Below are 25,055 nucleotides of genomic sequence, written 5' to 3' on the forward strand. Positions count from 1 at the left end.
ATGACTTCACTTGCACCACTTCCCCAGATCATCATGGAGCCCATCGTGCGTTCTGCCCTGCTTGAAGACCTGGGCAGAGCCGGCGACATCACGAGCGATGCGATCATCCCCGCCGATTGCAAAGCGACGCTGGCGTTGAATGCCCGGCAGGCAGGCGTTGTTGCCGGGCTCGACTTGGTCATGTTTGCCTTCCTGCTGGTCGATCCCGGGATCAGCATCCAGCTGCGGTGTCCTGAGGGCGGCAAGGTTTCGGCCGGCCAGACCATCGCGATCGTAAACGGGCCGGCGCGCAGCCTGCTGACGGCGGAGCGGACGGCGCTCAATTTCTTATGCAAACTCAGCGGCATCGCGACGGCAACGGCTACGCTCGTAAACGCGGTGAGGGGCCATAACGCAAAAATCGTGTGCACACGCAAAACGACGCCCGGCCTGCGTGTCCTGGAAAAGTATGCGGTACGAGCGGGCGGCGGTGCCAATCACCGCTTCGCGCTCGACGACGCCGTGCTGATCAAGGACAACCACATCGCCATTGCCGGCGATATCCGCACCGCAATCGAGCGGGCGCGCAGCGCCATCGGTCACATGGTCAAGATCGAGGTCGAGGTCGACAGGCTGGACCAGTTGGAGATGGCGCTGGCAGCGGGTGTCGACGCCGTGCTCCTCGACAACATGTCGGTCGAGGACCTTACGCAGGCTGTGGCTATGGTCGGTGGCCGCGCGATCACCGAGGCTTCGGGCCGGGTGACGCGGGCGAGCGCCGGGGCAATTGCGGCGACAGGCGTCGACCTCATATCGGTCGGCTGGCTTACCCACAGCGCGCCCATCCTCGACATTGGTCTCGACATGCCGGCCGACCGAAATTGCAACAGGCATCTGAACTGATGGAGAGGACATGAACCGGGATCGCAGGAACTCCTTTGGTCGCAGGCTAACCTGCGTCAGCACGTCCCAGGTTCCACCAACAGCCGACGCAAGCCTTCTCGGCGCCAGGCGACACGCTTCAACAACGGAGGCGGGAGGGACGGACCAGCAAGGCACAGAAAGCCGCGTCGCAGCCCTTGGCGTCATCATCTGCCGACTCGACGAGATGCGCCAGTTGGCGGCCTCTCACGGGCTGGAACTTCTGGGTTATCTGCTGGACGTCGCCTTCACCGAATCCTGCGACGCGATCAGAAAGGAGCATTCCTGTGCTCAGAGTAATATAACGGAAACCGTAATCCCCACGGATGACGTGAGTTGAGCCTGCGGGCAGCAGTTGGAGAGTCCGCTCAAGAGCGCCACCAGTCGCGTTTCGATAGAAGACTTCCCGCTGGCATGCGCCTGGTCTTCAGCATCCACTGCAACGCTCCAGGTCAAGGACGGAAGATTATGGAGAACAAGATTTTATGAACGAACTCAGCCCAGACCTGACCTCGGATCCAATCGGTTGGGCGCTTCCCCCTTGGACGCGAGCGGAAGCCCAAGCGCTCCACGACGCGCCATTCAACGACCTTTTGTTTCAGGCGCAGACCGTTCACCGGCAGAACTTCGATCCCAACAAGGTCCAGCTGAGCCGGCTTCTCAGCATCAAGACCGGCGGATGCCCGGAGGATTGCGGCTATTGCAGCCAATCGGCACATCACGAAAGCGGGTTGAAGGCGTCAAAGCTGATGGAGGTCCGGCGCGTCATCGCCGAGGCGACCAAGGCACGCGATGCCGGCGCCACCCGCTATTGCATGGGCGCGGCCTGGCGAAACCCGAAGGCGCGCGACATGGACGCGGTGGTGGCGATGGTCGAGGGTGTCAAGGCACTCGGCATGGAGACCTGCATGACGCTCGGCATGCTCGATCTTGAGCAGGCCGCTCGTCTGAAACAGGCCGGTCTCGACTACTACAACCACAACATCGACACCTCCGAGCGCTATTACTCAGAGATCATCTCGACCCGCACGTTTGCCGACCGGCTGGATACGCTCGCCAATGTCCGCGACAGCGGCATTAAGGTCTGTTGCGGCGGCATTGTCGGCATGGGCGAAGAGCCGGTGGACCGGATCGACATGCTGGTGACGCTGGCCAACCTGCCGGAACATCCGCAAAGCGTTCCGATCAACATGCTGATCCCGATCGAGGGCACCCCGCTGGCCGAGGCCAAACCCATCGAGCCGATCGAATTCGTGCGCGTGATCGCACTGGCGCGCATCATGATGCCGAAATCGCATGTCCGGCTTTCGGCCGGCCGCACCGCCATGACCGATGAAATGCAGGCGCTGTGCTTTTTTGCCGGCGCCAACTCGATCTTCGTCGGCGACACACTGCTGACGGCGGACAATCCCGGCGAAGACAAGGATACTCTGCTGTTCCAGCGTCTCGGCATCGAGCCGATGGAAATCGGCACGCAATGAACGAGGCACTTCTTGCCCGGTATGACGCGTCCTTGCGCGGACTGGCGCGCAAGGACCGGCTGCGCACACTTGCACCGCGCGCCGGGCTCGACTTCTCGTCGAACGACTATCTCGGGCTTGCCGCCTCCAAAAGACTTGGCGAAGCGGTCGCGGCGGCGATTGCGCGGGGGACGCCGGTCGGCGCGACCGGATCGCGGTTGTTAAGGGGCAACTCACCGGAGCACGAGGCCCTGGAGGCAGACGCCGCGGCGTTCTTCGGCGCCGAACGCGCGCTGTTCTTCGGCAGCGGCTATATCGCCAACTTCGCTCTGCTGACGACGCTGCCGCAAAAGGGCGACTTTTTGGTCCTCGACGAGCTCGCCCATGCCAGCATGCATGAGGGGGCCCGCGCTGGCCGTGCCGAGTTCAAGCTCGCCGCGCACAACGACGTCGATGCCTTCGAGGATGCGATCACGCGCTGGCGCGCCGAGGGTGGCACCGGACGCGTCTGGATCGCGGTCGAAAGCCTTTACAGCATGGATGGCGACCGCGCGCCGATGGAAAGCCTGGTCGCGCTTGCCGATCGGCACGAGGCATTCCTCGTCGTCGACGAGGCGCATGCCACCGGCATCTGGGGACCGAACGGCCGCGGGCTGGCCGCCGCTTTCGAGGGCCGCGACAACACTGTCGCACTTCACACATGCGGCAAGGCGCTCGGCGCGTCCGGCGCACTCGTCACCGGGCCGGGAACGCTATGCGACTATCTCGTCAACCGCTGCCGGCCATTCATCTACGCCACCGCGCCGTCGCCTCTGATGGCGGTGGCAGTGCGCGAAGCGCTGGCCATGCTGTCCGACGAGCCCCAACGCCGTGTCCAGCTGCAGGAGCGCGTAGCCTTCGCGGGCCGCCAATTGGCCGAGCGCTGCGGCGTGAAGCCCAGCGGCTCGCAGATCCAGTCCTTTGTCATCGGCGACAACAGGCGCACCATGGCGGTGGCGGCGGCGCTGCAGACGCGCGGCTTCGACATACGCGGCATTCGTCCGCCGACCGTACCCGAGGGCACATCGCGACTGCGCATTTCGCTGACGCTCAACGTCGACGAAGCCGACATTTCGGCCATGGTCGGGGCACTCGTCGAGGTGCTGGCCTCGGCATGACCAAGCGCATCGTCATCACCGGAACGGATACCGGCATCGGCAAGACGGTGTTTTCGGCCGGGCTCACCGGCCTGCTCGACGGCTTCTACTGGAAGCCGGTGCAATCGGGGCTCGACGAGGAGACTGACAGCCAGGTCGTGGAACGGCTCGCCGGCCTGCCGACGGGGCGGGTGCTGCCCGAAGTGTATCGCCTGAAGGAGCCGCTGTCGCCGCATCGTTCAGCCGAACTCGACGGCGTCGCGATAGACGTGGCAAAGCTCTCGCTTCCGGACTTGCCGGGCCCGATCGTCATCGAAGGTGCTGGGGGACTGATGGTGCCGCTCAACCGGCGCACCAAGTTCATCGACATATTCGCTCAGTGGCGGGTGCCGGTCATCCTATGCGCCCGTACCAGGCTCGGCACGATCAACCACACGCTGCTGTCGATCGAGGCGCTCAGAGCCCGTTCCATCCCGCTCATCGGCATTGCCTTCATCGGCGATGAGGTGGCCGATACGCAGAGAACAATCGTGGAATTCAGCGGCGTGCGCCAGCTTGGCAGGCTGCCACACATCGATCCGCTGACGAGTGAGACGCTGCGGGATGCGATGGTTGCCGGCTTCGACCTCACAGCGATCGCAGGAGGCGAATGATGCCGCAGTCCCGTGTGTGGCATCCCTTCACCCAGCACGCGCTCGAGCCCGCCATCCCTGAAATCGTCCGGACGGACGGCGCCTACCTCCACAAGGCCGACGGCACGCGCATCCTGGATGCCATTTCCTCCTGGTGGGTCGTCACCCACGGCCACCGCCATCCCCACATCATGAAGGCCATCGAAACGACCGCGGCGAGCCTCGACCAGATCATGTTCGCCGGCTTCACCCACGAGCCGGCCGAACGCCTGGCCAGGGCGCTTGTCGGCCTCGCTCCGGCCGGCCTTGACTGGGTGTTCTACTCCGACAGCGGCTCGACCTGCGTCGAGGTCGCGCTGAAGATGGCGCTCGGCTATTTCCGCAACATCGGCGCACCGCGCACGCGCATCGTCGTCATGGAGCACAGCTATCATGGCGACACCATCGGCACGATGAGCGTCGGCGCCCGCGGTGTGTTCAACGCTGCCTACGAGCCGTTGCTGTTCGAGGTCGATACCATCCCCTTCCCGGCCGCCGGGCGAGAGCAGGAGACGCTTGATCGGTTCGAGGCCGTCAGCCGCGACCGGCACGCCGCCGCGCTGATCGTCGAGCCGCTGGTGCTTGGCGCCGGCGGTATGCTGATGTATCCGGCCTCGGTTCTGACCGAACTGAAGAAGATCGCCGAAGCTTCGGGCACGCTGCTGATCGCCGACGAGGTGATGACCGGCTGGGGCCGCACCGGAACCATGTTCGCCTGCGAGCAGGGATCCATCTCTCCGGACATCCTGTGCACCTCGAAGGGGCTGACGGGCGGCGTGATCCCGTTGGCCGCCACGCTTGCGACCGATGCCATCTTCCAGGCCCACTATTCGACGGACCGGAAGAAGACGTTTTTCCACTCGAGCTCCTACACCGCAAATCCGATTGCCTGCGCGGCAGCACTCGCCAATGTCGAGATCTGGCATGACGAACCGGTGGCCGAGCGTATCGCGGCCTTGAGCGCTATGCAGTCCGCCGGGCTGCAACGGTTTCGGGACAATCCATATTTTACCGACTGTCGCGCGACGGGAACGATCGCAGCGATTGACCTCCGAACCGATTCCTCAGGTTATCTCGCCGAGATTGGTCCGAAGCTGCGCGCGTTCTTTCTCGAGCGCGGGCTGCTTGTGCGCCCGCTCGGCAATGTCCTCTATCTTCTGCCGCCTTATTGCATCACCGGCGACGAGCTGGTCGGGCTCTATGATGCCATCGAGGAGGCCGGTGAACGCTTCGGTTCGAAGCCATGAGCGCATCGTCGCGAATTCTCGGGTTTGGTCATCATGCGCCGTCGCGCAAGGTTGAGAACCCGGAAATCGAAAACTGGCTCGGGCTCGAACCCGGCTGGATCGAGCGGCGTACTGGAATCCGTTCGCGCTTCTGGGCGACCGACGAAGACACGCTGTCTGGTCTTGCCACGCAGGCTGGCGACATGGCGCTGGCGGAGGCCGGCATTGACCGCGGCGACATCGGGCTCTTGTTGCTTGCCACCTCGACGCCGGACCACCTTCTGCCGCCCAGCGCACCCTTGGTCGCGCACAAGCTCGGCCTTGGCCGCGCGGGCGCGGTCGACCTGACGGGTGCTTGCGCGGGCTTCATCTATGCGCTGATGTTCGCGGATGGATTCACCCGCCTGCATGGCAAACCGGCGCTGGTCATCGCCGCCAACATCCTCAGCCGCCGCATCAATCCGGCCGAGCGGGCCAGCGCCGTGCTGTTTGCCGATGCCGCCGGCGCCGTGGTGATTGCTCCGTGCGATAACCCGGATCGAGGCATTCTCGGTGCCTCGGTGGATTCCGACGGCTCACGCTACGGGCTGATCCAGATTCCGGCCGGCGGAAGCAACACCCCGTTCCGTTGTGGCCTCGATCTCGGGCAAACCCGCATGACCATTACAGACGGCCGCGAAGTGTTCGCCAAGGCCGTGGACATGATGACTGCATGTTCAAAGGACGCGCTCGCCGCAGCCCGAACGCAGCCGCAGGACATCGATCGGTTCGTGCCGCACCAGGCCAATGCCCGCATTTTCGATGCGGTCGGGAGGAGCCTCGGCATTGCAGATGAAGCAATCGTCAAGACGATCGCCGACTACGGCAACTCTTCGGCCGCGACGATCCCGCTCTCACTGTCGCTCGCCCATCGCACGGAACCGTTCCGGCCGGGGGAGAAGGTTCTTCTGGCGGCCGCGGGTGCGGGTCTTAGCGGCGGTGCGCTCGTCGTTGGAATTTAGCCGCGCGAACCGAACTGCCAAGACTGACCTTGAACGATGAATACAGGGACAACGACCAATGCGAAAACTAGTCGCCGGCAAGCTGCACGGCATCCACGTCACAGAAGCGAACCTCAACTACCATGGTTCGATAACGCTCGACCCCGACCACTGCGAGGCAGCCGGGATCCTGCCGATGGAATTCGTGGAGATATGGAACAAGAATTCCGGTGCGCGGATTTCGACCTATGTCATCCTCGGCGAGCGCGGCTCACGGTGCTGCATCCTCAACGGAGCGGCGGCTCGCACCTGTCAGCCCGACGACCCGATTATCGTCTGCAACTCCATCTACCTGGACGAAGCGCATATCACTTCGCTGAAGCCGCGCATCGTCACGTTCGACCAGGATAACCACATACTCGACCGCCTGAGCTACTCCGTCGATATTGACACAGACGGCCGTTACAGTTTCGCCATTCTTGACGAGGCGGATGAGCCTTTGGTCATTCCTGCCCTGGTCTCCGGGGCGTGAGCCGCGCTCCACAGATGTGCGAGCCTCGGCACTGAAGAGCGTCTGGTCCAAGACTCGACGAAGTTGCTGATGCTCAGCTTCGAAAGGCTGATGCCCACCACGCCTTGGGCACCGTGGGCCTTCGTGGGATGGCGCAATGTCTCGCAGCTGCTGATCCGCGAACAGCGGTTTGCATGTCTGACCCTTGTCTCAGGTTACTTGCGGTGGCGGCTTGCAAATTCTTGCTGCTTTCTCAAGCGCCGCGGCCGGGTCCTTGACGACCTGGCTTTTCATGATCTTTGCCGCCGTGTCGATCAAGCAGGCTACCGTCTTCCGCATCGGCAGCGGTGCCAACCATCATCGCGAATATGGCTAGCCGAACGGCCGCAAGCAGCATTGAGGTGGGCCTTCGGCAAGTGTTTCCCGCCGGCGCCAAGGCTCACCAGCCATCCGACGCCTGATCCGGTTACATATCAGGTTCGTCGATCGGTGGCTTGGCAGCAAGACCGAGCCTGGCTCGTTGGCCATCGGCGTAATTTTCGGCGGGAAACTGTGTCTTGAACCGAAGAACTGTCAGTTTGCCGTCCTCGACAATATGAACAACCCATCCCCCACCACAACGCTTGACGCGCACGTCATTAGGTTCGCCAGCCACCATTGCTGCCCCTCATTTTCGTCGCCCTTGGGCTGAGACTGGAAGTCGTTCCCGCACATCGGAAAACATAGGACCTTACGTAACGTCAAGCCCCGATTTTGGGATAGCCGATGCCTTGTCGATTTCAGGGTGACGGCGATTCTGGTCCGCAACGTCCGTGAGTGCTCAAATCGATTTAGATGCGCAGATTTGCATGTTAATTCAGCCTTGTTATCCACAGCTAATGTGAATGGGAACGCGTATTCAGTCCGAGATTACCTCTGCAAAAAATCTGCCGCTCTGGTGCCTCAGCGCGATCACCCGGCAATCGCCGGAAACAGTCTTGTCCGCCCGCCAAGCTCGGCAGCCAACATCTCGAGCTTTTCGACACGCGTGCCGTGCAGGCCGACGGTTGCGCCCTGCGCGTGCAGCGTCCGCGCCACGGCCTCGCCGATTCCACCACTTGCTCCGGTGACGAGCGCGTTGCGGCCGGTCTTCCACGGAAGCGGTCACTGGCGGCCATGCGCCTTTCAGATATTATCGGATACAGCTTTGGACAGGCCATCGAGCCGAACTCGAAGGGCTCGCTTAACCTTCCGGGTAGCGGTACGTCGACGTCGCTTCAACAGTTGAGAATTTTGCAAAGGATGGGGCCCCGGCTTGTCCAGCTTCCGCTGCCACTTGGCGCATTCACCGAGGCGGTCCAAGGGCACGTCCTTCACAATCGTGATCCGGCAAGCATTTGGAAACGAGAGATAGAGTTACTGGAGGCATCTCGCATGCCTTCTACACTTGCTTGAACGCCAGAACTGCGTTCATGCCGCCCATGGCGAAAGCGTTGCTCAGTGCCACGCGCACCTTGCGCTCGCGCGCCACATTGGGCGTGACGTCGAGATCGCAATCGGGGTCTGGCTCGCGATAGTTCGCGGTCGGCGGCACAATGCCCTCCTGGATCGCCATCACGGAGGCGATCATTTCAAGTGCGCTCGCTGCGCCCAGGCAATGCGCGTACATGGACTTGGTGGACGAGACAGACATCGAATAGGCATAGTCTCCGAAGACGCGCTTGATCGCCGCCGTCTCAGTCTGATCGTTGGCCTTGGTGCCGGTGCCGTGGGCGTTTAGGTAGTCCACGTCCTCCGCATTCAGCCCGGCGTCGGCAAGGCAAGCGCGGATCGCGGCCTCCGGCCCCTCGACAGACGGCGCGACGATGTGGAAGGCGTCGCCGGAAAGGCCGATGCCTGCGATCTCGGCAAGGATTGTGGCACCGCGCACGGCGGCATGCTCATAGCTTTCCAGCACGGCCATGCCCGCACCCTCGCCTATCACCACTCCCTTCCTGTCGGCGGAGAAGGGCCGGCACGTATCTGGAGCGAGCGCGCGCATTGCTTCCCATGCCTTCATCTGAAGGCATACGAGCGGCGCTTCGGCGCCTCCGGCAAGCATCACGTCGGCCCGGCCGAGCTTGATCTGATCCGCGGCCGAAGCGATCGCATGGTTGGCTGATGCGCATGCGGAGGCGATGGCAAAGACCGGGCCGCGCAGGCCGAGACTCATGCTGACCTGGCTGGCAGCGGCGCTCGGCAACCCCCTTGGTGCAGTGTAAATGCCAGCACGCTTCGCGCCGCCCAAAAGGAGGTCACGGTAGGTTTCTTCGACCGTTCCCCAGCCCCAGCCGCAGACGCCCACTGTCGCGCCGAAGCGATACGGATTTCCCTTATCGCAGGAAAGTCCGGCGTGCTGCATGGCTTCACGCGCTGCAAGCACAGCGAGCAAGCTGTGGCGGTCCATGGAGACGAGCTGGTTGCGGCCGATGTCGTGCTGGGGCAGCTCCTTGATCTCGGTACCGACAGTCCCCTTCATCTCATGAAGCGCGGAAGTGACCATCGGGCGGATGGCGGAGCGACCTTCGCGCATCTCTTTCCAGATAGAGGCGGCGTTGTTGCCTAGCCGCAAAGCCCCCCTATCCCAGTAATGACGACTCGCCTGTCCAATCAGACCTCCTTCGCGAGCAAACCGCGGACGGCTTCCACCATGTCGCCGACATTCTTGAGATTCGACCAGGCGTCAGCCGCGTCATGTCGATCTTGATGTCGTAGGCCTGCTCCACATCCCAGAGGAGATCCGCCAGACCCAGCGAATCGACTCCGAGCGAGGTCAGTTCCGTGGCAGTCGTTATTTCGCCGATGGTGGACACACTCTCGCCGCTTTCCGATTCGACGCGGTTCCCTGTTGCGCCGCTTTCGGTCGCGTGGCTCAGGGGCTTCGCAGCCCCGCCGGGAATGGTCATCAGCCGCTTCACGCCTTCATCCGCGAGAGCCGAGCGGGCAACATCGCGTTCCATGACCTGGAGGTGGGACCAGATGATCCGTGAGGGGAACGCCACGCCGGCCTGGCTCGCCAATGACTTCAATGCCAACCGTCGGCATAGAGCGGTCCGGTAAGCTTGGCGCCATTGTCATTGGCGAAGCCTTCGGCGAGCACCTCGATTTCGTCGAGGCCGGCCGCGATAGCCCGCTTCACCCGAGCGGGACGCAGGGCAGTGGCGTTGCGGACAAAAAAGCCCGCGGCCCGCGCCCGTCATCCCGTTTTGCCAAGCGAAATGTCGTCGAGGTCCTCTTCGATCACCCCAGCCGCGTATAGCTGATCGAGCAAGTCGGGCGACTGCAAGGACGCTCGCTCCGTCCGTGGCCCGCATAATCAGCTCCGAGGCTGTACAGTTCCCGCTCGCGATTAGATGGCCAATGGGAATCGGAACCACCCCGTCGAGCACTCGATGCTCACTGTTGCGTGAGCGGAGATGGAAGCAGTGGTCCCCTGCCTCGTATTGCAGGTCTCCGCGGAAGCGAATTGGCCGGTTGGGAGGGGGGCTTTCGAGCATATTCTCGTCGATGATGCTATCGAGACCTTCCAGGAACTCGTCGGGCGTGCTGAAGAAACGTTGAGCCACGATTCGGTACCCAAGAGGCCAGCGTTCGCTACCCGGTACCGGCGTCACCAGTTGTAAACGTCCCTGCCGCATGTTCACGAGAAAGCCAGAAACACAGGCGATTGTCGTGGGACAGCCCTCCGGCACGGCGATTGCGGCGTCTTTGCCGGCTGCCCTGAGTTTCTCCTTCCGCGCTCGTGCGCGCCCGGTGAAAGCCTTTGCGGTCGGCCCGTCCTTGCCCTGCAAGATGAGTTCGACCCCCATCAGGTCCTCGGGCGAAAACGCCGCGTGTATCTGATTAAGATGGTCCGTGCTTAGCACTGAGAAACGATTGGTCACGCGACCGTAGCGTTCGAACAGTTCGAGCACGCGGTTGGTGAGTGCCTGATCCTTGAGCGGGGCCGCCGTCGTCGTTTGTGGCAATTCGCCCGTGATCTGATGGTAGTCGAACAGAAAACGGTCGTACTCCGGGTTGTCGATCGGGTCTGTGGCCCAGTAACAGAAGCCAGTGCGGACTGCCGAACCAAACATTTCGCTCACCGCACGGAGCACGCCGCGCCAAACCTCTGCATGCTCCTCAGTGTATTCATAGTAACCTTTGAAGGTACCCGCCGAGAGGCCACAGAACCAGCAACCGACGGTGCAGCCTTCGCTCAGCTCGAAAGCGATGACAGAGTGCGCGATTGACGGCGCCAATTCGCCCATTTCGTCGTTACAGCGCCGGATTTGGCGCTCGCGCCAGGCATGAAAGCGAGGATTGATAGTCGACATTTCGCCTTGGCCGCGCAGGAGGTCGCGATGGCGCAACATCTCCCGCGTATACTCATCCCACATCATAGCCAGCGGCCACGGGGCAGACTCCGGCTTGAAGCGATACTTCAGGTAGTCACCGCACCAGAGCGGCAGCATCTCCATTGGGTCAACTTCGATGCCGTATCGCGCGGTCACTATCCGAGGGTTGTCGAGGTTCTCGGAAAGCGCCGTACGGAATTTCCCATCACCGGCCAGCCGCTCCATGAAGCGCTTGATATGTGACAAACTGCGCCGTTCCTTAGGCGTGCGCCGATCAAAAATCTGCCGCCAGCGTTCGCTCCGAGGGTAGAGATGAGCCCTTGCAGCGGTCCCTTGTCCGCCTGATGGCATTATCTCGTTGACAAGCTTTGCGATCATGTTCTCTTCAGACCGGCTCCTTCGAGCCAATGCGATCAGAGCTAGCTCGCGACAGCTACAACTATCACAACAACGACAACGACCGCGACCGCTGCAGTTTTTCCATCGACTTTAACAGGGCTCATGGACGTACACGGAGCGCAATTAGCCAACGCATTGGTGTGTACAAGGCTGGTCAAGGTCGAAACACTCGAACCACCCTTGCGGCCCGCAGTCGCGCGAAGCTTCTTGCTATTTGGTTTTTCTCGGCTGTTCGATCGGATAAAACCTTTAACCTCGTCGAGTGTGATGTTGTAGTCGAGGTCCTTTGCAAATTCTACAATCGATGCAAGCCCTCCAGCACGCCGTTTGAGGTTTTCAAGCGGACTGCCTTTTTTTCCCAACTCGTTGATGAATCGCTCTACGTCAGCTCGCGCCATAGCTAATTCCCGCCTCTGCTCAGTGTCCGAGCTATCCAGCCATCTCGCTCTCACAAGCGATCGGCTGATGTACCAGCAAGCTCCGTACCAACCTCACATCTCTGATTTTCGGCTTGGCCAGCATTTCCATACTGGCGCTGCTCCCTCTCGTCGTCCGGAATCAATTGAAGAGCGGACGGATCGTCTACGGCATTTTATTGGCGGCTTCGGCACCGGTGCTTTCATCGCGGGCATGAGCAACGGCTACCTGAGGCGAATCACGTCTCAAAACAAGCTGGTGGCGTTCGCCTCTGTCGCTTGGGCAGCATGCTCCCAAGCGACAAGCGTGTCGCGCTTGCGACAATTACGGTGCGACTTATCCTAGACGGCCGCCCACCGCCCCAGAATAATCCATTGAATTCAAGCGTGTCTTACTGGCACAGCTCTTGCCTAGAAGAGGCGAAGCGGTTCATTTCCATCGCTTCGGCTACGTTTTTCGAGGCTTTCGAAAGAGCTAACCATCAGCAGTACATCTATGAACAGCTTAATGACGGCGACGGCCTTAGCTACGGCGACCGCCATGACGGCTTCCGCCCAGCCCCAGATGACCACCATCGCCAAGGCGATCCGTTCCAACCCCAACGAGGCTCCTAACGATGCCACCGACCCCCGCGCCTATCTGAACGAGGTCGACGACGACGAGGCGATGACCTGGGTCAGGGCGCATAACCTATCGACCGTCAATAAGCTGTCGAAAGATCCGCGCTACAGAGAATACCAAGCCGACATTCTGAAGATCCTACAGGCCACCGATCGTATTGCTTCGCCCGGCCTTGCGCAAGGCGACATGATCGACAACTCTGGCAGGACGGGACGCACGTGCAAGCCTTGTGGCGGCGTGCGAACTGGGAATCCTACAGGTCAGGCAAGCCGCAATGGCGCACCATCCTCGATGTCGATGCACTGTCCAAGGCCGAGGGCAACCTGCAGGGATACGCCCGCCGTTACGCCCTCGAATACACCCACATGTCTCAAAAACTCATGGACAATAGTGCGCAAGCCTTAGGACCGTGTGGATTGAAGCGAGATGAAGCCGGCGGCGAGGGCGGAGACGTGGCGCGCACTACGGGTGGAATCGAACACCTGCACCAGATGCGCCGACCAAATCCGCCCTTCGCCAACAGCGCCCCAATAAAGCGCACCCGTGCGCGCTTCCATGGAGACTATTGTACACAGGCTAATTGGCACGACGGAAATACAAGTTGCGCCGCGACAGTTGAAGATCAGAGACATAGGAGAGCGCGGCAGGTATGGAGCTAACATCAAGATGAGAAACGGCTATGCTACAGACAAAACATAGCGAGGCGTGCCTGCCTTGGTATTTCAATTATCCAACTGCACCGCAGTTCTCCGCAGCGATCGGCGCGGAGGCCTATGGGGAATGGCTCGGCGGCCTATCGGCTAACGATCCCGTATCGCTCTATATCCATATTCCGTTCTGCCGGTCGATGTGCTGGTATTGCGGCTGCCCTACTACCATCACCCAGCGGGACCCGCCGAACCAAAATTACGTGGCGGCGCTGCGCGGCGAGATCCATTTGGTCTCAGAGCTAACGCCGCAGGCGCTGCCCGTGAGCGACGTGCACTTTGGCGGCGGAACGCCCACGCTCCTTGAGCCAACGGAATTCCTCGCCTTGACGAAGCTTCTACGCCGCCGCTTCGCGTTCAGGCAAAAGACCGCCATCGCCGTCGAGATCGATCCGCGCACGTTCACCGCGGAGATGGCCGAAGCCTTAAGTGCAGCCGGGGTGAACCGCGCGAGCCTCGGCGTGCAAAGTTTCGACCCCAGTGTTCAAAAAGCGATCAATCGTATCCAGAGTGTAGAGCAGACGGCGACTGCCGTCGAAAACCTGCGCCAGCAGGGAATAAACCGCATTAACATCGATCTCATCTACGGTCTTCCCAATCAGACGATGCAGTCCTGCGTCCAGACCGCCACGGTGGCGGTGGCGATGCGCCCGCAGCGGATTGCCGTGTTCGGATACGCTCACACGCCGTCTTCTAATAAACATCAGCGCCTCATCGAAAAGGCAGGACTACCGGACAGCGCTGCCCGCGCCGAACAAGCTGCGGCCGTCGCCGAGACGCTGGTTGCTGCCGGCTACCGAGAGATTGGGGTCGACCACTTCGCCTTGCCGGACGACGAGCTCGCATTGGCTCAGAAAACCGGTCGCCTGCGGCGCAACTCCCAAGGTTACTCTGCCGACACCTGCAAAACCCTGATCGCCTTTGGTGCGTCGGCTATCGGGCGTGTTGGAGAGGGTTACGTCGAGAACGCAGGCGCGCTGGAGGCCTATAGTCAGCATATCGCAGCTGGTCGCTTGGCAACGTCGAAGGGCTACCGTCTCATCGGCGAAGACCGCGTCCGAGGCGCAATCATCGAGCGACTGATGTGTGATCTCGAGGCCGACGTACCGGCAATCTGTGCCGCCCACGGATTTGATTGGACCCATTTTCTCGATTCAGCTGAGCGCTTGGCGATGCTGGCCGACGACGGGATAGTGGACGTCGAGAATGGCTTCATCCGCGTGCGGCATGGCCATCGCATTTTGCTTCGCTCTGTTGCTGCCGCGTTCGACGCTTATCTCGACCAATCGTAGTGAGCCACAGCGAGTCACCATGAGCGGAGGCCTGAGAAGGTCGACTGTTGCAATCCGCTGTGGATCGGAAGTCCTTTGTGTACCCGTTTTTGCAGCACCGTGATGTTCAGTGCCCTGTACGAGCAATGCCCGCGTTTCCGGATCACGAGGGGTATTTGCAGCGCTCGAACCGCCGCTTTGGTTCAGTGCGAACACGAGGAATGGTCGGCATGTTCACTTGTATAGGGGGAGATGGCCACCTTACTCTGCTCCGTGAACCCTGGGACGTCATCGCGCTTTCGGCAGGCGTTCAACGAATACGAATCCTAGGTGTTAAGGACATCCCATGGCATTCAATATTGCGATCTATCTGAATCGTATCGGCCTTGCTCGAGTGCCGACAACGGTCGACGGTCTTGTTGCCCTTCAGCAGGCTCAAATGCGCGCGATTCCCTTTGAAAACATCGATGTGCTGTTGGGTGATATACCCAATCTGACTGAGAATTCGATCTGGGCCAAACTGATCAATGCCCGGCGAGGGGGGTATTGCTTCGAATTGAACAAGTTGTTTGGCTTGGCGCTCGAAGCACTCGGTTTCACGATCCAGCCCATCCTTTGCAGAGTGCGTATGGGTGCTGCGGAGGGTGGGCCACGCACACACCAGGCATTCATCTTAACCATCGAGGGCGTCGACTGGCTCGCCGACGCTGGCTTCGGTGGTCCAGCACCGATTGCACCGCTACGGATCGATACAGAGGAACTGCAAACAGCTGGCCGTGACGTGTTTCGCCTGCGAGCTGACTCCGCCAGCGGAGAACTCGTCGTTGAACGCAAGAACGGGAATGAATGGTTCCCTCTTTATGGTTTCGATCGAGCCACCGCCTTGCCCTCAGATTTTGAGGGCGCCAACTTCATCTGCGCTCGCTGGGACCGTTCGCCGTTTCCATCCAGCCTCATGATGAGCGTGCTGACAGCCGAAGGGCCTGCGAACTTGTTCAACAAGGATTTCAGCTTGATTCGGAACCAAATTGAGGAAACAGAAACCCTCAAAACGAAGAGCGAACTGCAGCGAGTCTTGTCCGATGTTTTTCGGCTGCACCTTCCTCGGTCCACGATTGATTCGTTGTGGGAAAAGCTTGGGTCGCGTGGACGGGTATAGGAAAGAAGGCCGTCAAGCTTGCACTGCGGCGGTTTTCAGCAGTCGGATTTGCCCTTTTTGCAGGCACCGTGTGTGGCATCACTCGAAGCCCCATACGTAAATGACCCTGCTCGCTTAAGACCGCTCACCAGCCGTCAGCGGTGGCAGCCAATCGGCAGCTCTAACCATGATCTCCGAATTGGAAAGGTGAGCGTCGGTTACGGTGTCGCCACAAGCGATCAAGCATACCAGTCGACCCAGCATCAGGCTGCGCTGCCGTGTCCACCGCGCGCTACTAGCGCTCACCAGATCGGCTGGATGAGAACCTTCCATGCCCGGTCGGAGACCTATCGCGCGGCGCAAGCATGCATCACCGATGCGCACACCCGGCATCCACATTCTCGATTTTGGGGCAATGGAACGACCGCGTCATCCGATGGGCAGTTCTTTCGCGCGAGCGACCGAGCGGCGAAGCGCGGCGACGTCAATCTGCACTATGGCAGCGAGCCGGGCTCGAAGTTCTATAGCCATCTGTCAGATCAGTACGGCTACTTCAGCATCCTGCCGATCAGCCCGACCGAAAGCGAGGCAGCCTATGTGCTCGATGGGCTGTTCGACCAGGACACGATCCTCGACATCCAGGAACACTTCACCGATACGGGCGGCGCGAGCGATCACGTCTTCGGGCTGTTTGCCCTGATCGGCAAACGCTTCGCGCCGCGACTACGCAACCTCAAGGACCGGAAGTTCCGCACGTTCTCCGAAGCGATGAGCGCTCCTTTTGGCGATGCAACCCGAGGTTAGGGATGAATTGCAAAAGGCTCAAGACTGTTCGGCTGGCCGTCGATTCCGGCCGACTGCTCGGCCGTTAATTTCACATAATTTCACATTCCAAATAAGACACAAAAGTCGGCCCAAAGCTTACGGCCGAAACGCGCGTAGGCAGTGGGATTGCGCCGTAAATGGGGGTCCGGCTTCCGCGCCGATTCCACATCTTTTGCCCTCCGGTCCGTCCCCCCGCCCGTCTTGACTAAGTACGAACCTACAGCCTATCTCACGATCATCTTAGCACTCCCCAATAGCGAGTGCTAACCACCCTCCGGCAACGGAGAACCTTTCAACCTGCGCACCAGGGATAGTAAAAATGGCACAGTCGAATTTGCGGCCGCTTCATGACCGCGTGGTCGTTCGCCGAGTCGAATCCGAATCCAAGACCGCCGGCGGGATCATCATACCCGACACGGCAAAGGAAAAGCCGCAGGAAGGCGAGATCATCGCCGTCGGTTCCGGCGCCCGCGACGAAGCCGGCAAGCTCGTTCCGCTGGACGTCAAGGCCGGCGACCGCATCCTGTTCGGCAAGTGGTCGGGCACCGAAGTCAAGCTCAATGGCGAAGACCTTCTGATCATGAAGGAAGCCGACATCATGGGCATCATCGGCTAACACGCCGCTGCCTTTCATCCGTACCATCCAATCTGAATTTCGGGCGAAATGCCCAGGAGTACAAAATGGCTGCCAAAGACGTAAAATTCTCCCGTGACGCCCGCGAGCGCATGCTGCGCGGTGTCAACATCCTCGCCGACGCGGTGAAGGTGACGCTCGGCCCCAAGGGCCGCAACGTCGTTATCGACAAGTCGTTCGGCGCCCCGCGCATCACCAAGGACGGCGTCACCGTCGCCAAGGAAATCGAGCTTGAAGACAAGTTCGAAAACATGGGCGCACAGATGGTCCGCGAAGTTGCTTCGAAGACCAACGACATCGCCGGTGACGGCACCACGACCGCAACCGTTCTGGCGCAGTCGATCGTCCAGGAAGGCCACAAGGCTGTTGCCGCCGGCATGAACCCGATGGACCTGAAGCGCGGCATCGACCTCGCGGTTAGCGACGTCGTCTCGACGCTGATCAAGAACGCCACGAAGATCAAGACCTCGGAAGAGGTTGCCCAGGTCGGCACAATCGCCGGCAATGGCGACGAGTCGGTCGGCAAGATGATCGCGGAAGCGATGCAGAAGGTCGGCAACGAAGGCGTCATCACGGTTGAGGAAGCCAAGACCGCCGAGACGGAACTCGAAGTCGTCGAAGGCATGCAGTTCGACCGCGGCTATCTCTCGCCCTACTTCGTCACCAACGCCGACAAGATGGTTGCCGATCTCGAGGACGCCTACATCCTGCTGCACGAGAAGAAGCTCTCCAACCTGCAGGCGATGCTGCCGGTTCTCGAAGCCGTCGTGCAGACCTCGAAGCCGCTGCTCATCATCTCGGAAGACGTCGAAGGCGAGGCCCTGGCCACGCTGGTCGTCAACAAGCTGCGTGGCGGTCTGAAGATCGCCGCCGTCAAGGCGCCGGGCTTCGGTGATCGCCGCAAGGCCATGCTGGAAGACATCGCCATCCTCACCGGTGGCCAGGTCATCTCGGAAGACCTCGGCATCAAGCTCGAGAACGTCGGCCTTGACATGCTCGGCCGCGCCAAGAAGGTGTCGATCTCCAAGGAGAACACCACCATCGTAGACGGTGCCGGCAAGAAGGAAGAGATCCAGGGCCGCGTCGCCCAGATCAAGCAGCAGATCGAGGAGACCACCTCGGACTACGACAAGGAGAAGCTGCAGGAGCGTCTCGCCAAGCTCGCGGGCGGCGTTGCGGTGATCCGCGTCGGCGGCGCGACGGAAGTCGAAGTCAAGGAAAAGAAGGACCGCGTTGACGATGCGCTGAACGCGACACGCGCAGCCGTCGAAGAAGGCATCGTTCCCGGCGGCGGCGTTGCCCTGCTGCGCGCTTCGCTGAGCATCAACGCTGTCGGCGCAAACTCCGACCAGACCGCTGGCATCAGCATCGTGCGTCGTGCGCTGCAGGCTCCGGCCCGCCAGATCGCGGCCAACGCCGGCGCGGAAGCCTCGATCGTTGCCGGCAAGATCCTTGAGAACAAGGGCGCGACCTTCGGTTTCAACGCCCAGACCGGCGAATATGGCGACATGATCGCCATGGGTATCGTCGACCCGGTCAAGGTCGTGCGCACGGCTCTCCAGGACGCGGCCTCGGTCGCAGGCCTGCTCGTCACCACCGAAGCCATGATCGCGGAGGCTCCGAAGAAGGAGTCGGCTGGCGGCGGCGGCATGCCTGGCGGCATGGGCGGCGGCGGCATGGGCGGCATGGGCGGCATGGATTTCTAATCTAGCCTCTATCAGCTTTCGGATACCGAGAGGGCGGCACCGACGCCGCCCCCTTTCTTTGGGACGGAGCCGGTCGGAAAAGGTTTGGGCTCGCGTGATATTATCGTGCGCGCGCCTACACGGCCACACTACATCGTCGCAGTGGAGCTTTCGGGTGGCGTACTGAACAAACATGGCTTTGTGCGCGACTATCAAGACTTAGCAGCGCTTAAGCCACTACATCGATGGCACGTTCGACCATGGCGGTAGGTTTTCGATATGCCTGGTATGAGCGGCCGTGGAAGCCGCTCAAAGAATGATACCGCAGTGCTGTTGCCAACGTCGGCGATTTCGATGATCGACTCCGCCTATGCCAGCTCTTCACGAGCTCTATCCGCGCTTGCCTGTTATGGAGCGAAAGCCTTAGCGCGACTCGTGATTGAGGCTGTCATTGCTATGGGCTAATCAGTCGGGAAGCTGCGCTTGCAATGACCGAGGGCCGGAACGATCTCGTCCGATCATCTGGCACAAGTTGTGCTTATTAGTACGTTGCGAAGCTAGTAACTTAACCATGAAGGGGGACGACGGTTTGACCGTGACACAGTCGCTGACGAGACGTCTCAAAAATCCCGAGCTATTTGACGATCTGGCCGGTGTGCCTGGTCGGAAGGCGGAGCAATCCACGAGGCGTTTTTCGGTGTTCAATCCCTCAACGGGCGAGCTGTTGGCTGAGCTTCCAGATATGGATGTCCGGGACGTTTCCAAGGCAATCGATAAGGCTGAAGCTGCGCAGGAACATTGGGCGGCGCTCACCGCGCGCGAGCGCTCCGACATCTTATGGGAATGGCACCAACTGATCCTCGACCACAGCGAGGATCTTGCAGCCATTTTGACGGCTGAAATGGGTAAGCCGCTTGCAGAGGCGAAGTCTGAAATCGCCCATGCCGCAGCCTACCTCCAATGGTATGCCGAGGAGGCCAATCGCATCTATGGCGAGACGATTTCGCCGCCTTCTAACGACAGGCGTATGCTGGTAATCAAACAGCCGATCGGTGTTGTCGGCGCCATTACTCCTTGGAATTTTCCCGCCTCGATGGTGGCTCGCAAGATTTCGCCTGCGCTTGCTGCCGGCTGCGCGATTGTTCTGAAACCCGCAGAGCAAACACCGCTTGTCGCGGGTGCTATGTTCACGCTTGCCCGGATGGCAGGTTTTCCCGATGGCGTTCTAAACTTGATCTACGCATCGGAAGGCGATGCGGTTGGGCGTGAACTTTGCTCGAACCCGAAGGTCCGCAAGATCAGCTTCACTGGGTCGACCGAGGTCGGGCGGCTGCTCATGAGGGAGTGTTCGGATCAGATCAAAAGAACCAGCTTCGAACTTGGTGGTAACGCTCCTTTCATTGTTTTTGATGATGCAGACGTCGACGCTGCCGTCGATGGTGCGCTACAGGCAAAGTTTCGGAATGCAGGCCAGACCTGCGTTTCAGCCAATCGGCTTTACGTACAGTCCAGCGTGTATAATGAATTCTGCGACAAATTCACCAAGCGCGTCAGTGCATTGCGCGTCGGTGACGGTTTCGAGCCAGAAGTTGCGATCGGTCCCCTGATCGATAAGTGCGCGCTTGCAAAGATTGAAGATCATATTCGCGATGCTGTGCGGCAGGGTGGGAAGATCCGTTGCGGTGGCAACCGTATCGGCGAATCGGGAACCTTCTTCGAGCCCACGGTGATCACCGACGTCGAAAGGACAATGCGGGTCGCTCAGGAAGAAACCTTCGGACCGCTGGCTCCCATAATCCGCTTCAACGATCCCGACCAGGTGGTGCGCGAGGCGAATGACACGATTTACGGTCTTGCAGCCTACTTCTACGCTTCCAATCTAAAGCGCGTGTGGCGCGTGGCTGAAGCCCTCGAATACGGAATGGTCGGCATCAATACGGGACGCATGTCATCCGAGGCCGCACCCTTTGGCGGAATGAAGCAATCAGGGATCGGTCGTGAGGGGTCGCGCCACGGCCTCGAGGATTATCTCGAAATGAAGTACCTGTGCATGGGTGGGCTATAATCCCACAGCATCCGCGTCCCATTGACTTCGCCCTGATAATCCGCCGCGGCCATCGATGGAATGGTGGCCTTCGATCAAGGCCCAGCGTAAAACCTTGATGCTGTCATCCTTGCCTTCGGCCGCGTTCACCGATCCCTGATTGACACGTGCTTGCCATGTGCCGCTTCAATCCGCCGGGAGTGGTTTGTCCTGTCTCGGCCGCGACAGATCAGGGTGCTGGTGCGCAAAATCTCCGTCCATCCGACAGCCGGCGAGCCTTCGATCACAGTTCTACCGTCTGGTCGAATGGCGGCATCTTAAGCCTTATTGCAGTCCTAGCTTCCTCTTCAGTTCCGCGTTCTCTGTGCGTAGGCGTTCCGCGAGCAGGCTCTTCAATCGCTTGTTTTCTTTCTCGAGGGCGACCAGGTCCTTCAGATCGTCGCCATCGGATCTAGGCGCCGCGGCCTTCTTCCAGTGATAATAGGTCTGTTCCGATATACCCGCCTGCTTTACGGCGCTCTTGAGAGTGGTGCCGCCGCTGATCGACGTCTCGACCTGAGCGAGCATTTGGGCGCGCTCTTTTCCGGAGTAGACCTTCCGGGCGCTCCGCACGGCCGCTGCTGTTGCTGTTGCTTCCGCCGGGGACGCCGCATTGGCGCCATTCTTGCGACCAGGATCAGTCTTGGCCTTCCGCGAAGGTTGGGTTTTCTTCTTCGTTTCCGGCGTCCTTCCTTTGGGAGCGTGTTCGGTTGCAGCTTCTACTGATTCAGCTTCTAGGGGATTTGCCATGAGATACTCCGCTCGCGGTTTGTGGGCGTGTTCAGCATCAAGGGCTATGACATTAGAGTCAATCAGCCGACGATTTGGCAGATCCATATCTTTGAGCTCCCTTGTTGTGTCGGCTATAGCCGCGGAGAGATCGACATCGCTCCAGATGGAATGGCCCCGTTTTTGATAATTGCGCTTTTGTTTGACCTCCACAGTGAACGGTCGGGTCTGCCGCCTCATAGTTTCTTCCTTGTTAGAACGAATTGCACAGGAGGTCGCGGCTGACGATGACTGAACAACTGGCGCTTCCTCTGTTGCGCCGAGCTATATGGATGAGATAGCCCGAGAGCAAGCGGCACTTGCGGTGTGCATTGACAAATGCTCGGGCCACGTCGCTGGCTGGCCGCAGCTTTGTTTTCATATCGATGCGTTTGCAGAGCTGGAACAGCGGCTCGCGCGTCGCAACGCCATCGAGCACGTTTTGAAGGGGTGGATCTGAAGGCATCCGGTTTCTGCTGGGCGCACGCCAGCGGCTCGCGGAATATTGTCCGCGATGGCTCGATCAGGTGGTTGCGAGCTTGTCAGCGGATCTAAAGCGGGGGTAGGGGGTACATGTAACGACACATCACGACACAGTCGGCTAGTCGGAGCGTCTGATCGACGTGGCCGGCAAGGCGGGTCATGCTGTCGTGACGCAAGTGGGCGTCGACGGGTCAGGTTTTCATTTAGCGTTTCAATTGAATTCGGAAATGAAAGTCCCCCTAGCTTTCCAGTTGGATAGGCCTCGCCGGAAGTCATGATCGTCTCGTCCCAGTGAAGGTCGCAATCATTCGTGATTGCGACCTTCGCTAGCCAGCTCCGGCCAATCATTGCGGGAGGATATGCAATACAGGTCGAGGCGTTGTCGGCGTTTCGGCGGGTAAGACGGGATAGGCGACCTCCGGTACTTTTCCGGTCAGCGAATTAAGGAAGGCAACGAGCAGGTCGACTTCTTTTTCCGTCAATTCTTGGCCGAGCTGGGTGGTCCCCATAATGGCGACGGCCTGTTTCAGATCCCAAACCTTGCCCGAATGAAAGTATGGCGCGGTGAGTGCTACGTTGCGCAACGGCGCCACGCGGAAAACATAGGAATCGTCGGCTTCATGGGTCACGGCAAATCGGCCTTTGTCGTTTTCCGGCAGGACATCGGTGTTGGGCTTTTCAACGAGGCCGAATGGGGAATAGCCCTCCCCACCCACGTTGATACCGCCGTGGCAGGACGAGCAGCCTTTGTCCATGAAAAGCGTCAGGCCCTGTTTCTGTTCGGAAGTCATAGCGGCGTCATCGCCGTTGAGGAAGGCATCGAAGGGCGCCGGTGTGACCAGTGTCGCCTCAAAGGCTTCGATTGCCTTGGCGACGTTTTCGAAGGTGACGCGATCGGCTTCGCCCGGGAAAGCTGAATTGAACCACTCGACATATTGCGGCATCGACTTGAGCGTGGCGATGAGTTGACCTGGTGTGTTGGCCATTTCGACAACGGCTTGGATCGGTGCCTTGGCCTGAACCTTCAGGTCTTCAGCACGACCATCCCAGAACTGCGCTATGTTGAAGACAGCGTTCAGTACCGTCGGCGCGTTGCGCGGTCCCTTCTGCCAACCATGGCCGATCGAGCTTTCTTGATTGTCGTCGCCCCCGGTGGCCAAGTTGTGGCACGAATTGCACGACAAGACGCCTGACGCCGAGACGCGTGGATCGAAGAACATTGCCTTGCCTAGGGCTATCTTCTCCGGTGTGATCGGGTTGTTGGCGACTGTCGGCGTGATGGATGGTAGAGGCTTGAAGGTGGCCCGTGCTGTTTCTCTGAGGTATACGGGGATCGTTTGCGCAGCAAAAGCGATGGCCGGCAACGCGACAGCCACCGTAGTGAATAGGATTTTCACAAGTGATCTCCCTGCGTTTTGCACGGAAGCCATTGTTGATATGCGGTTCGTGAACGCCTTGCGCTAAAGGCGGCAATCCTCTTTGAATAAAATCGATTCTGACGCGGACCTGACATATTGTCTTCCTTCGTTGCATTGCGCGATATCACCCACGATGAACGCCAGTCGGTATCTCCTGTCGCCTCTCGAGAAGCATCAAAAGTCGTGCCAACTGAGCAGAAGGAACCTCCGGGGATTTTCTGGTCATCATTCAATAGGTTGAAGGAATTCGCAGCAAAGCGCAGCCCTACTCCGGTGTCGCGGATCTGACAGCCAACAGTCGGGCTGAAACAGAGAGATGTTGGTCCCTCAGCGTCTTGTCCGATGGGCACCCGGCCTCCTGCATGGGCGGGAGGGGACCACACGGTATTAAAGCTCAAGATGAACGCCGCCGGCAAGCATCGCTAGACAGTCCCCGCAGATACTTTGACGCTGGTCCGCGAGCTGGTGCGCCTAGTGCCCGACCGCCAGATCGCGGCTCCTCAATCGCGCCGCAAGCCGACGGCGCGTTAAAGCGGCCGCGCAATCATCGATGTGAGCGTGATGACGGCGCTGCGCACTGTGTCGTCGAATTGTGGCCACTGGAGCAATCCTCGTAAAGCGAGCCAAGGTTCTTGATCTAAACGGCGGCGGCCGCCATATTAACGTAGCGCCTCTCACACGTTCGAGAGTGATCGCATTTTTGGATGCCGCCGGCTCGGGCCGTTTCGGCATCCTATTTCAACATCGGCCGCCGCTTGTTTCGAGTCATCGAATGGCCGTTCTCTGCATTTGGAGGCAAAATGACCGCAACGCCTTTCGCGCTGCCCGAGGCAGTGCTTACCGCAATCTCAAACGGAAAACCCGTAATTCAGGCATATCGGGAACATCTTGGCTATTCGACCGAGGACATTGCCGTGACCAGCGGTCTGACAGTCGAGGAGGTCGGGCTGATCGAATCTGGCCATTGTTTCGACAAGGGCTATCGCGATCGGATCGCTCGGGCGCTTGGCTTGGCTGAGAGTATCTTCGATGAAATCTCGGGTATCCCGAACGCTGCCTGACGTCGGCCTCTGAAGATTTCCCGCCGCCTGCCAGGTCGGATCAAAATCCCAAGGGTATATCAATACCCTTACGGCGGCGGGGCGGTGGCAGAATTCTTATTTCTACGGAATCGATTCGCTCTGCGGGAGATCGGCCTCATGCTGGGCGACACGGATGTAACCTTGGCCCGCACGAGAGGCCAGATCTGTGGATAGAGAGAACCGGCTAGCCGCGTTGATGGTACGAGGGCATGTGGACAAAATATCCCTACCCGATGGTGGCGCCGAACTACGGCACAACGATCAGCGCTTGCGAAGTCGAGCGCT

20 protein-coding genes and 6 pseudogenes are annotated in these 25,055 nt (G+C 60.1%); 17 read left to right on the forward strand and 9 right to left on the reverse strand.

The features are described from left to right. From nadC to panD, 7 genes are all read left to right on the forward strand, one after another. The gene (gene nadC, locus MesoLj_RS35115) at nt 1–882 is read left to right on the forward strand and encodes a carboxylating nicotinate-nucleotide diphosphorylase (protein WP_202324417.1); all 882 of its coding nucleotides are present in this window, start codon (nt 1–3) and stop codon (nt 880–882) included. A gap of 503 nt (nt 883–1,385) precedes the next feature. Beyond that, nucleotides 1,386–2,381: a biotin synthase BioB gene (gene bioB, locus MesoLj_RS35120; protein WP_202324419.1), complete on the forward strand. Its 996-nt coding sequence runs from the start codon at nt 1,386–1,388 to the stop codon at nt 2,379–2,381. After that, nucleotides 2,378–3,517 (forward strand): 8-amino-7-oxononanoate synthase, encoded by a 1,140-nt coding sequence (locus MesoLj_RS35125; protein ID WP_202324421.1) that lies wholly within the window; start codon nt 2,378–2,380, stop codon nt 3,515–3,517. Before bioB ends, MesoLj_RS35125 begins: the two co-directional genes overlap by 4 nt. After that, on the forward strand, nt 3,514–4,149 hold the full coding sequence (gene bioD / locus MesoLj_RS35130) for a dethiobiotin synthase (protein WP_010913545.1): 636 nt from the start codon (nt 3,514–3,516) through the stop codon (nt 4,147–4,149). The genes MesoLj_RS35125 and bioD overlap by 4 nt, the downstream gene beginning before the upstream one ends. Next, nucleotides 4,149–5,414: an adenosylmethionine--8-amino-7-oxononanoate transaminase gene (locus MesoLj_RS35135; protein ID WP_202324424.1), complete on the forward strand. Its 1,266-nt coding sequence runs from the start codon at nt 4,149–4,151 to the stop codon at nt 5,412–5,414. Before bioD ends, MesoLj_RS35135 begins: the two co-directional genes overlap by 1 nt. Then, complete coding sequence (locus MesoLj_RS35140) at nt 5,411–6,394, forward strand: beta-ketoacyl-ACP synthase III (protein WP_202324427.1); 984 nt, start codon at nt 5,411–5,413, stop codon at nt 6,392–6,394. Before MesoLj_RS35135 ends, MesoLj_RS35140 begins: the two co-directional genes overlap by 4 nt. Before the next feature lie 58 nt (nt 6,395–6,452). Continuing rightward, nucleotides 6,453–6,905, forward strand: a complete 453-nt coding sequence (gene panD / locus MesoLj_RS35145) for an aspartate 1-decarboxylase (protein ID WP_010913542.1) — start codon at nt 6,453–6,455, stop codon at nt 6,903–6,905. 445 nt (nt 6,906–7,350) lie between these two features. On the opposite strand, the gene MesoLj_RS35150 is transcribed toward panD, so the two are convergent. Both MesoLj_RS35150 and MesoLj_RS35155 read right to left on the reverse strand, forming a co-directional pair. Further along, entirely contained in the window at nt 7,351–7,542 is a 192-nt protein-coding gene (locus tag MesoLj_RS35150; RefSeq protein WP_010913541.1) for a hypothetical protein, read from the reverse strand. A gap of 305 nt (nt 7,543–7,847) precedes the next feature. Beyond that, nucleotides 7,848–7,973 (reverse strand): annotated as a pseudogene (locus tag MesoLj_RS35155) (beta-ketoacyl-ACP reductase); the annotation flags it as partial. A 201-nt stretch (nt 7,974–8,174) separates the two neighbouring features. On the opposite strand from MesoLj_RS35155, the pseudogene MesoLj_RS36965 reads away from it, so the two are divergent. After that, nucleotides 8,175–8,318, forward strand: a pseudogene (locus MesoLj_RS36965) (LysR family transcriptional regulator); the annotation flags it as partial. On the opposite strand, the pseudogene MesoLj_RS35160 reads toward MesoLj_RS36965, so the two are convergent. The 4 genes and pseudogenes from MesoLj_RS35160 to MesoLj_RS35175 form a co-directional block, all read right to left on the reverse strand. Beyond that, nucleotides 8,305–9,512 (reverse strand): annotated as a pseudogene (locus tag MesoLj_RS35160) (beta-ketoacyl-[acyl-carrier-protein] synthase family protein). The pseudogenes MesoLj_RS36965 and MesoLj_RS35160 overlap by 14 nt on opposite strands. Next, nucleotides 9,513–9,808: pseudogene (locus MesoLj_RS35165) on the reverse strand (acyl carrier protein). A gap of 168 nt (nt 9,809–9,976) precedes the next feature. Further along, the gene (locus tag MesoLj_RS35170) at nt 9,977–11,617 is read right to left on the reverse strand and encodes a radical SAM family RiPP maturation amino acid epimerase (RefSeq protein ID WP_244730602.1); all 1,641 of its coding nucleotides are present in this window, start codon (nt 11,615–11,617) and stop codon (nt 9,977–9,979) included. Nucleotides 11,618–11,658: 41 nt separating this feature from the next. Continuing rightward, nucleotides 11,659–12,036 (reverse strand): hypothetical protein, encoded by a 378-nt coding sequence (locus tag MesoLj_RS35175; RefSeq protein WP_199201475.1) that lies wholly within the window; start codon nt 12,034–12,036, stop codon nt 11,659–11,661. 104 nt (nt 12,037–12,140) lie between these two features. Between MesoLj_RS35175 and MesoLj_RS35180 the strand changes: the two are divergent. Beyond that, nucleotides 12,141–12,346, forward strand: a pseudogene (locus MesoLj_RS35180) (MFS transporter); the annotation flags it as partial. A gap of 119 nt (nt 12,347–12,465) precedes the next feature. On the opposite strand, the gene MesoLj_RS36570 reads toward MesoLj_RS35180, so the two are convergent. Beyond that, complete coding sequence (locus tag MesoLj_RS36570) at nt 12,466–12,651, reverse strand: hypothetical protein (protein ID WP_193364021.1); 186 nt, start codon at nt 12,649–12,651, stop codon at nt 12,466–12,468. Between MesoLj_RS36570 and MesoLj_RS36575 the strand changes: the two genes are divergently transcribed. The 7 genes and pseudogenes from MesoLj_RS36575 to MesoLj_RS35220 all read left to right on the forward strand — a co-directional run bounded on the left by MesoLj_RS36575 (nt 12,620) and on the right by MesoLj_RS35220 (nt 21,001). Continuing rightward, nucleotides 12,620–13,081, forward strand: a complete 462-nt coding sequence (locus MesoLj_RS36575; RefSeq protein ID WP_244730956.1) for a hypothetical protein — start codon at nt 12,620–12,622, stop codon at nt 13,079–13,081. The two genes, MesoLj_RS36570 and MesoLj_RS36575, sit on opposite strands and share 32 nt — an antisense overlap. A gap of 274 nt (nt 13,082–13,355) precedes the next feature. Further along, the gene (gene hemN / locus MesoLj_RS35190; RefSeq protein WP_202324430.1) at nt 13,356–14,675 is read left to right on the forward strand and encodes an oxygen-independent coproporphyrinogen III oxidase; all 1,320 of its coding nucleotides are present in this window, start codon (nt 13,356–13,358) and stop codon (nt 14,673–14,675) included. A gap of 325 nt (nt 14,676–15,000) precedes the next feature. Further along, a complete protein-coding gene (locus tag MesoLj_RS35195; RefSeq protein WP_010913531.1) occupies nt 15,001–15,813 on the forward strand; it encodes an arylamine N-acetyltransferase family protein in 813 nt (270 codons plus the stop codon). 267 nt (nt 15,814–16,080) lie between these two features. Continuing rightward, nucleotides 16,081–16,572: pseudogene (locus MesoLj_RS35200) on the forward strand (Tn3 family transposase); the annotation flags it as partial. Nucleotides 16,573–16,936: 364 nt separating this feature from the next. Beyond that, on the forward strand, nt 16,937–17,233 hold the full coding sequence (gene groES, locus MesoLj_RS35205) for a co-chaperone GroES (RefSeq protein WP_010913529.1): 297 nt from the start codon (nt 16,937–16,939) through the stop codon (nt 17,231–17,233). 65 nt (nt 17,234–17,298) lie between these two features. After that, nucleotides 17,299–18,957: a chaperonin GroEL gene (gene groL, locus MesoLj_RS35210; RefSeq protein WP_096453558.1), complete on the forward strand. Its 1,659-nt coding sequence runs from the start codon at nt 17,299–17,301 to the stop codon at nt 18,955–18,957. 550 nt (nt 18,958–19,507) lie between these two features. Then, nucleotides 19,508–21,001 (forward strand): NAD-dependent succinate-semialdehyde dehydrogenase, encoded by a 1,494-nt coding sequence (locus MesoLj_RS35220; protein ID WP_010913527.1) that lies wholly within the window; start codon nt 19,508–19,510, stop codon nt 20,999–21,001. Between the two features lie 303 nt (nt 21,002–21,304). Here MesoLj_RS35220 and MesoLj_RS35225 read toward each other — a convergent pair whose 3' ends face one another. After that, nucleotides 21,305–21,988 (reverse strand): transposase, encoded by a 684-nt coding sequence (locus MesoLj_RS35225; protein WP_080511922.1) that lies wholly within the window; start codon nt 21,986–21,988, stop codon nt 21,305–21,307. Between the two features lie 626 nt (nt 21,989–22,614). Next, on the reverse strand, nt 22,615–23,700 hold the full coding sequence (locus tag MesoLj_RS35230; protein ID WP_010913525.1) for a cytochrome-c peroxidase: 1,086 nt from the start codon (nt 23,698–23,700) through the stop codon (nt 22,615–22,617). A 788-nt stretch (nt 23,701–24,488) separates the two neighbouring features. On the opposite strand from MesoLj_RS35230, the gene MesoLj_RS35235 reads away from it, so the two are divergent. Continuing rightward, nucleotides 24,489–24,749, forward strand: a complete 261-nt coding sequence (locus MesoLj_RS35235) for a transcriptional regulator (RefSeq protein ID WP_006333988.1) — start codon at nt 24,489–24,491, stop codon at nt 24,747–24,749. Nucleotides 24,750–25,055: the final 306 nt, after the last annotated feature.

It is taken from the genome of Mesorhizobium sp. 113-3-9, from assembly GCF_016756515.1.
Taxonomy (GTDB): domain Bacteria; phylum Pseudomonadota; class Alphaproteobacteria; order Rhizobiales; family Rhizobiaceae; genus Mesorhizobium.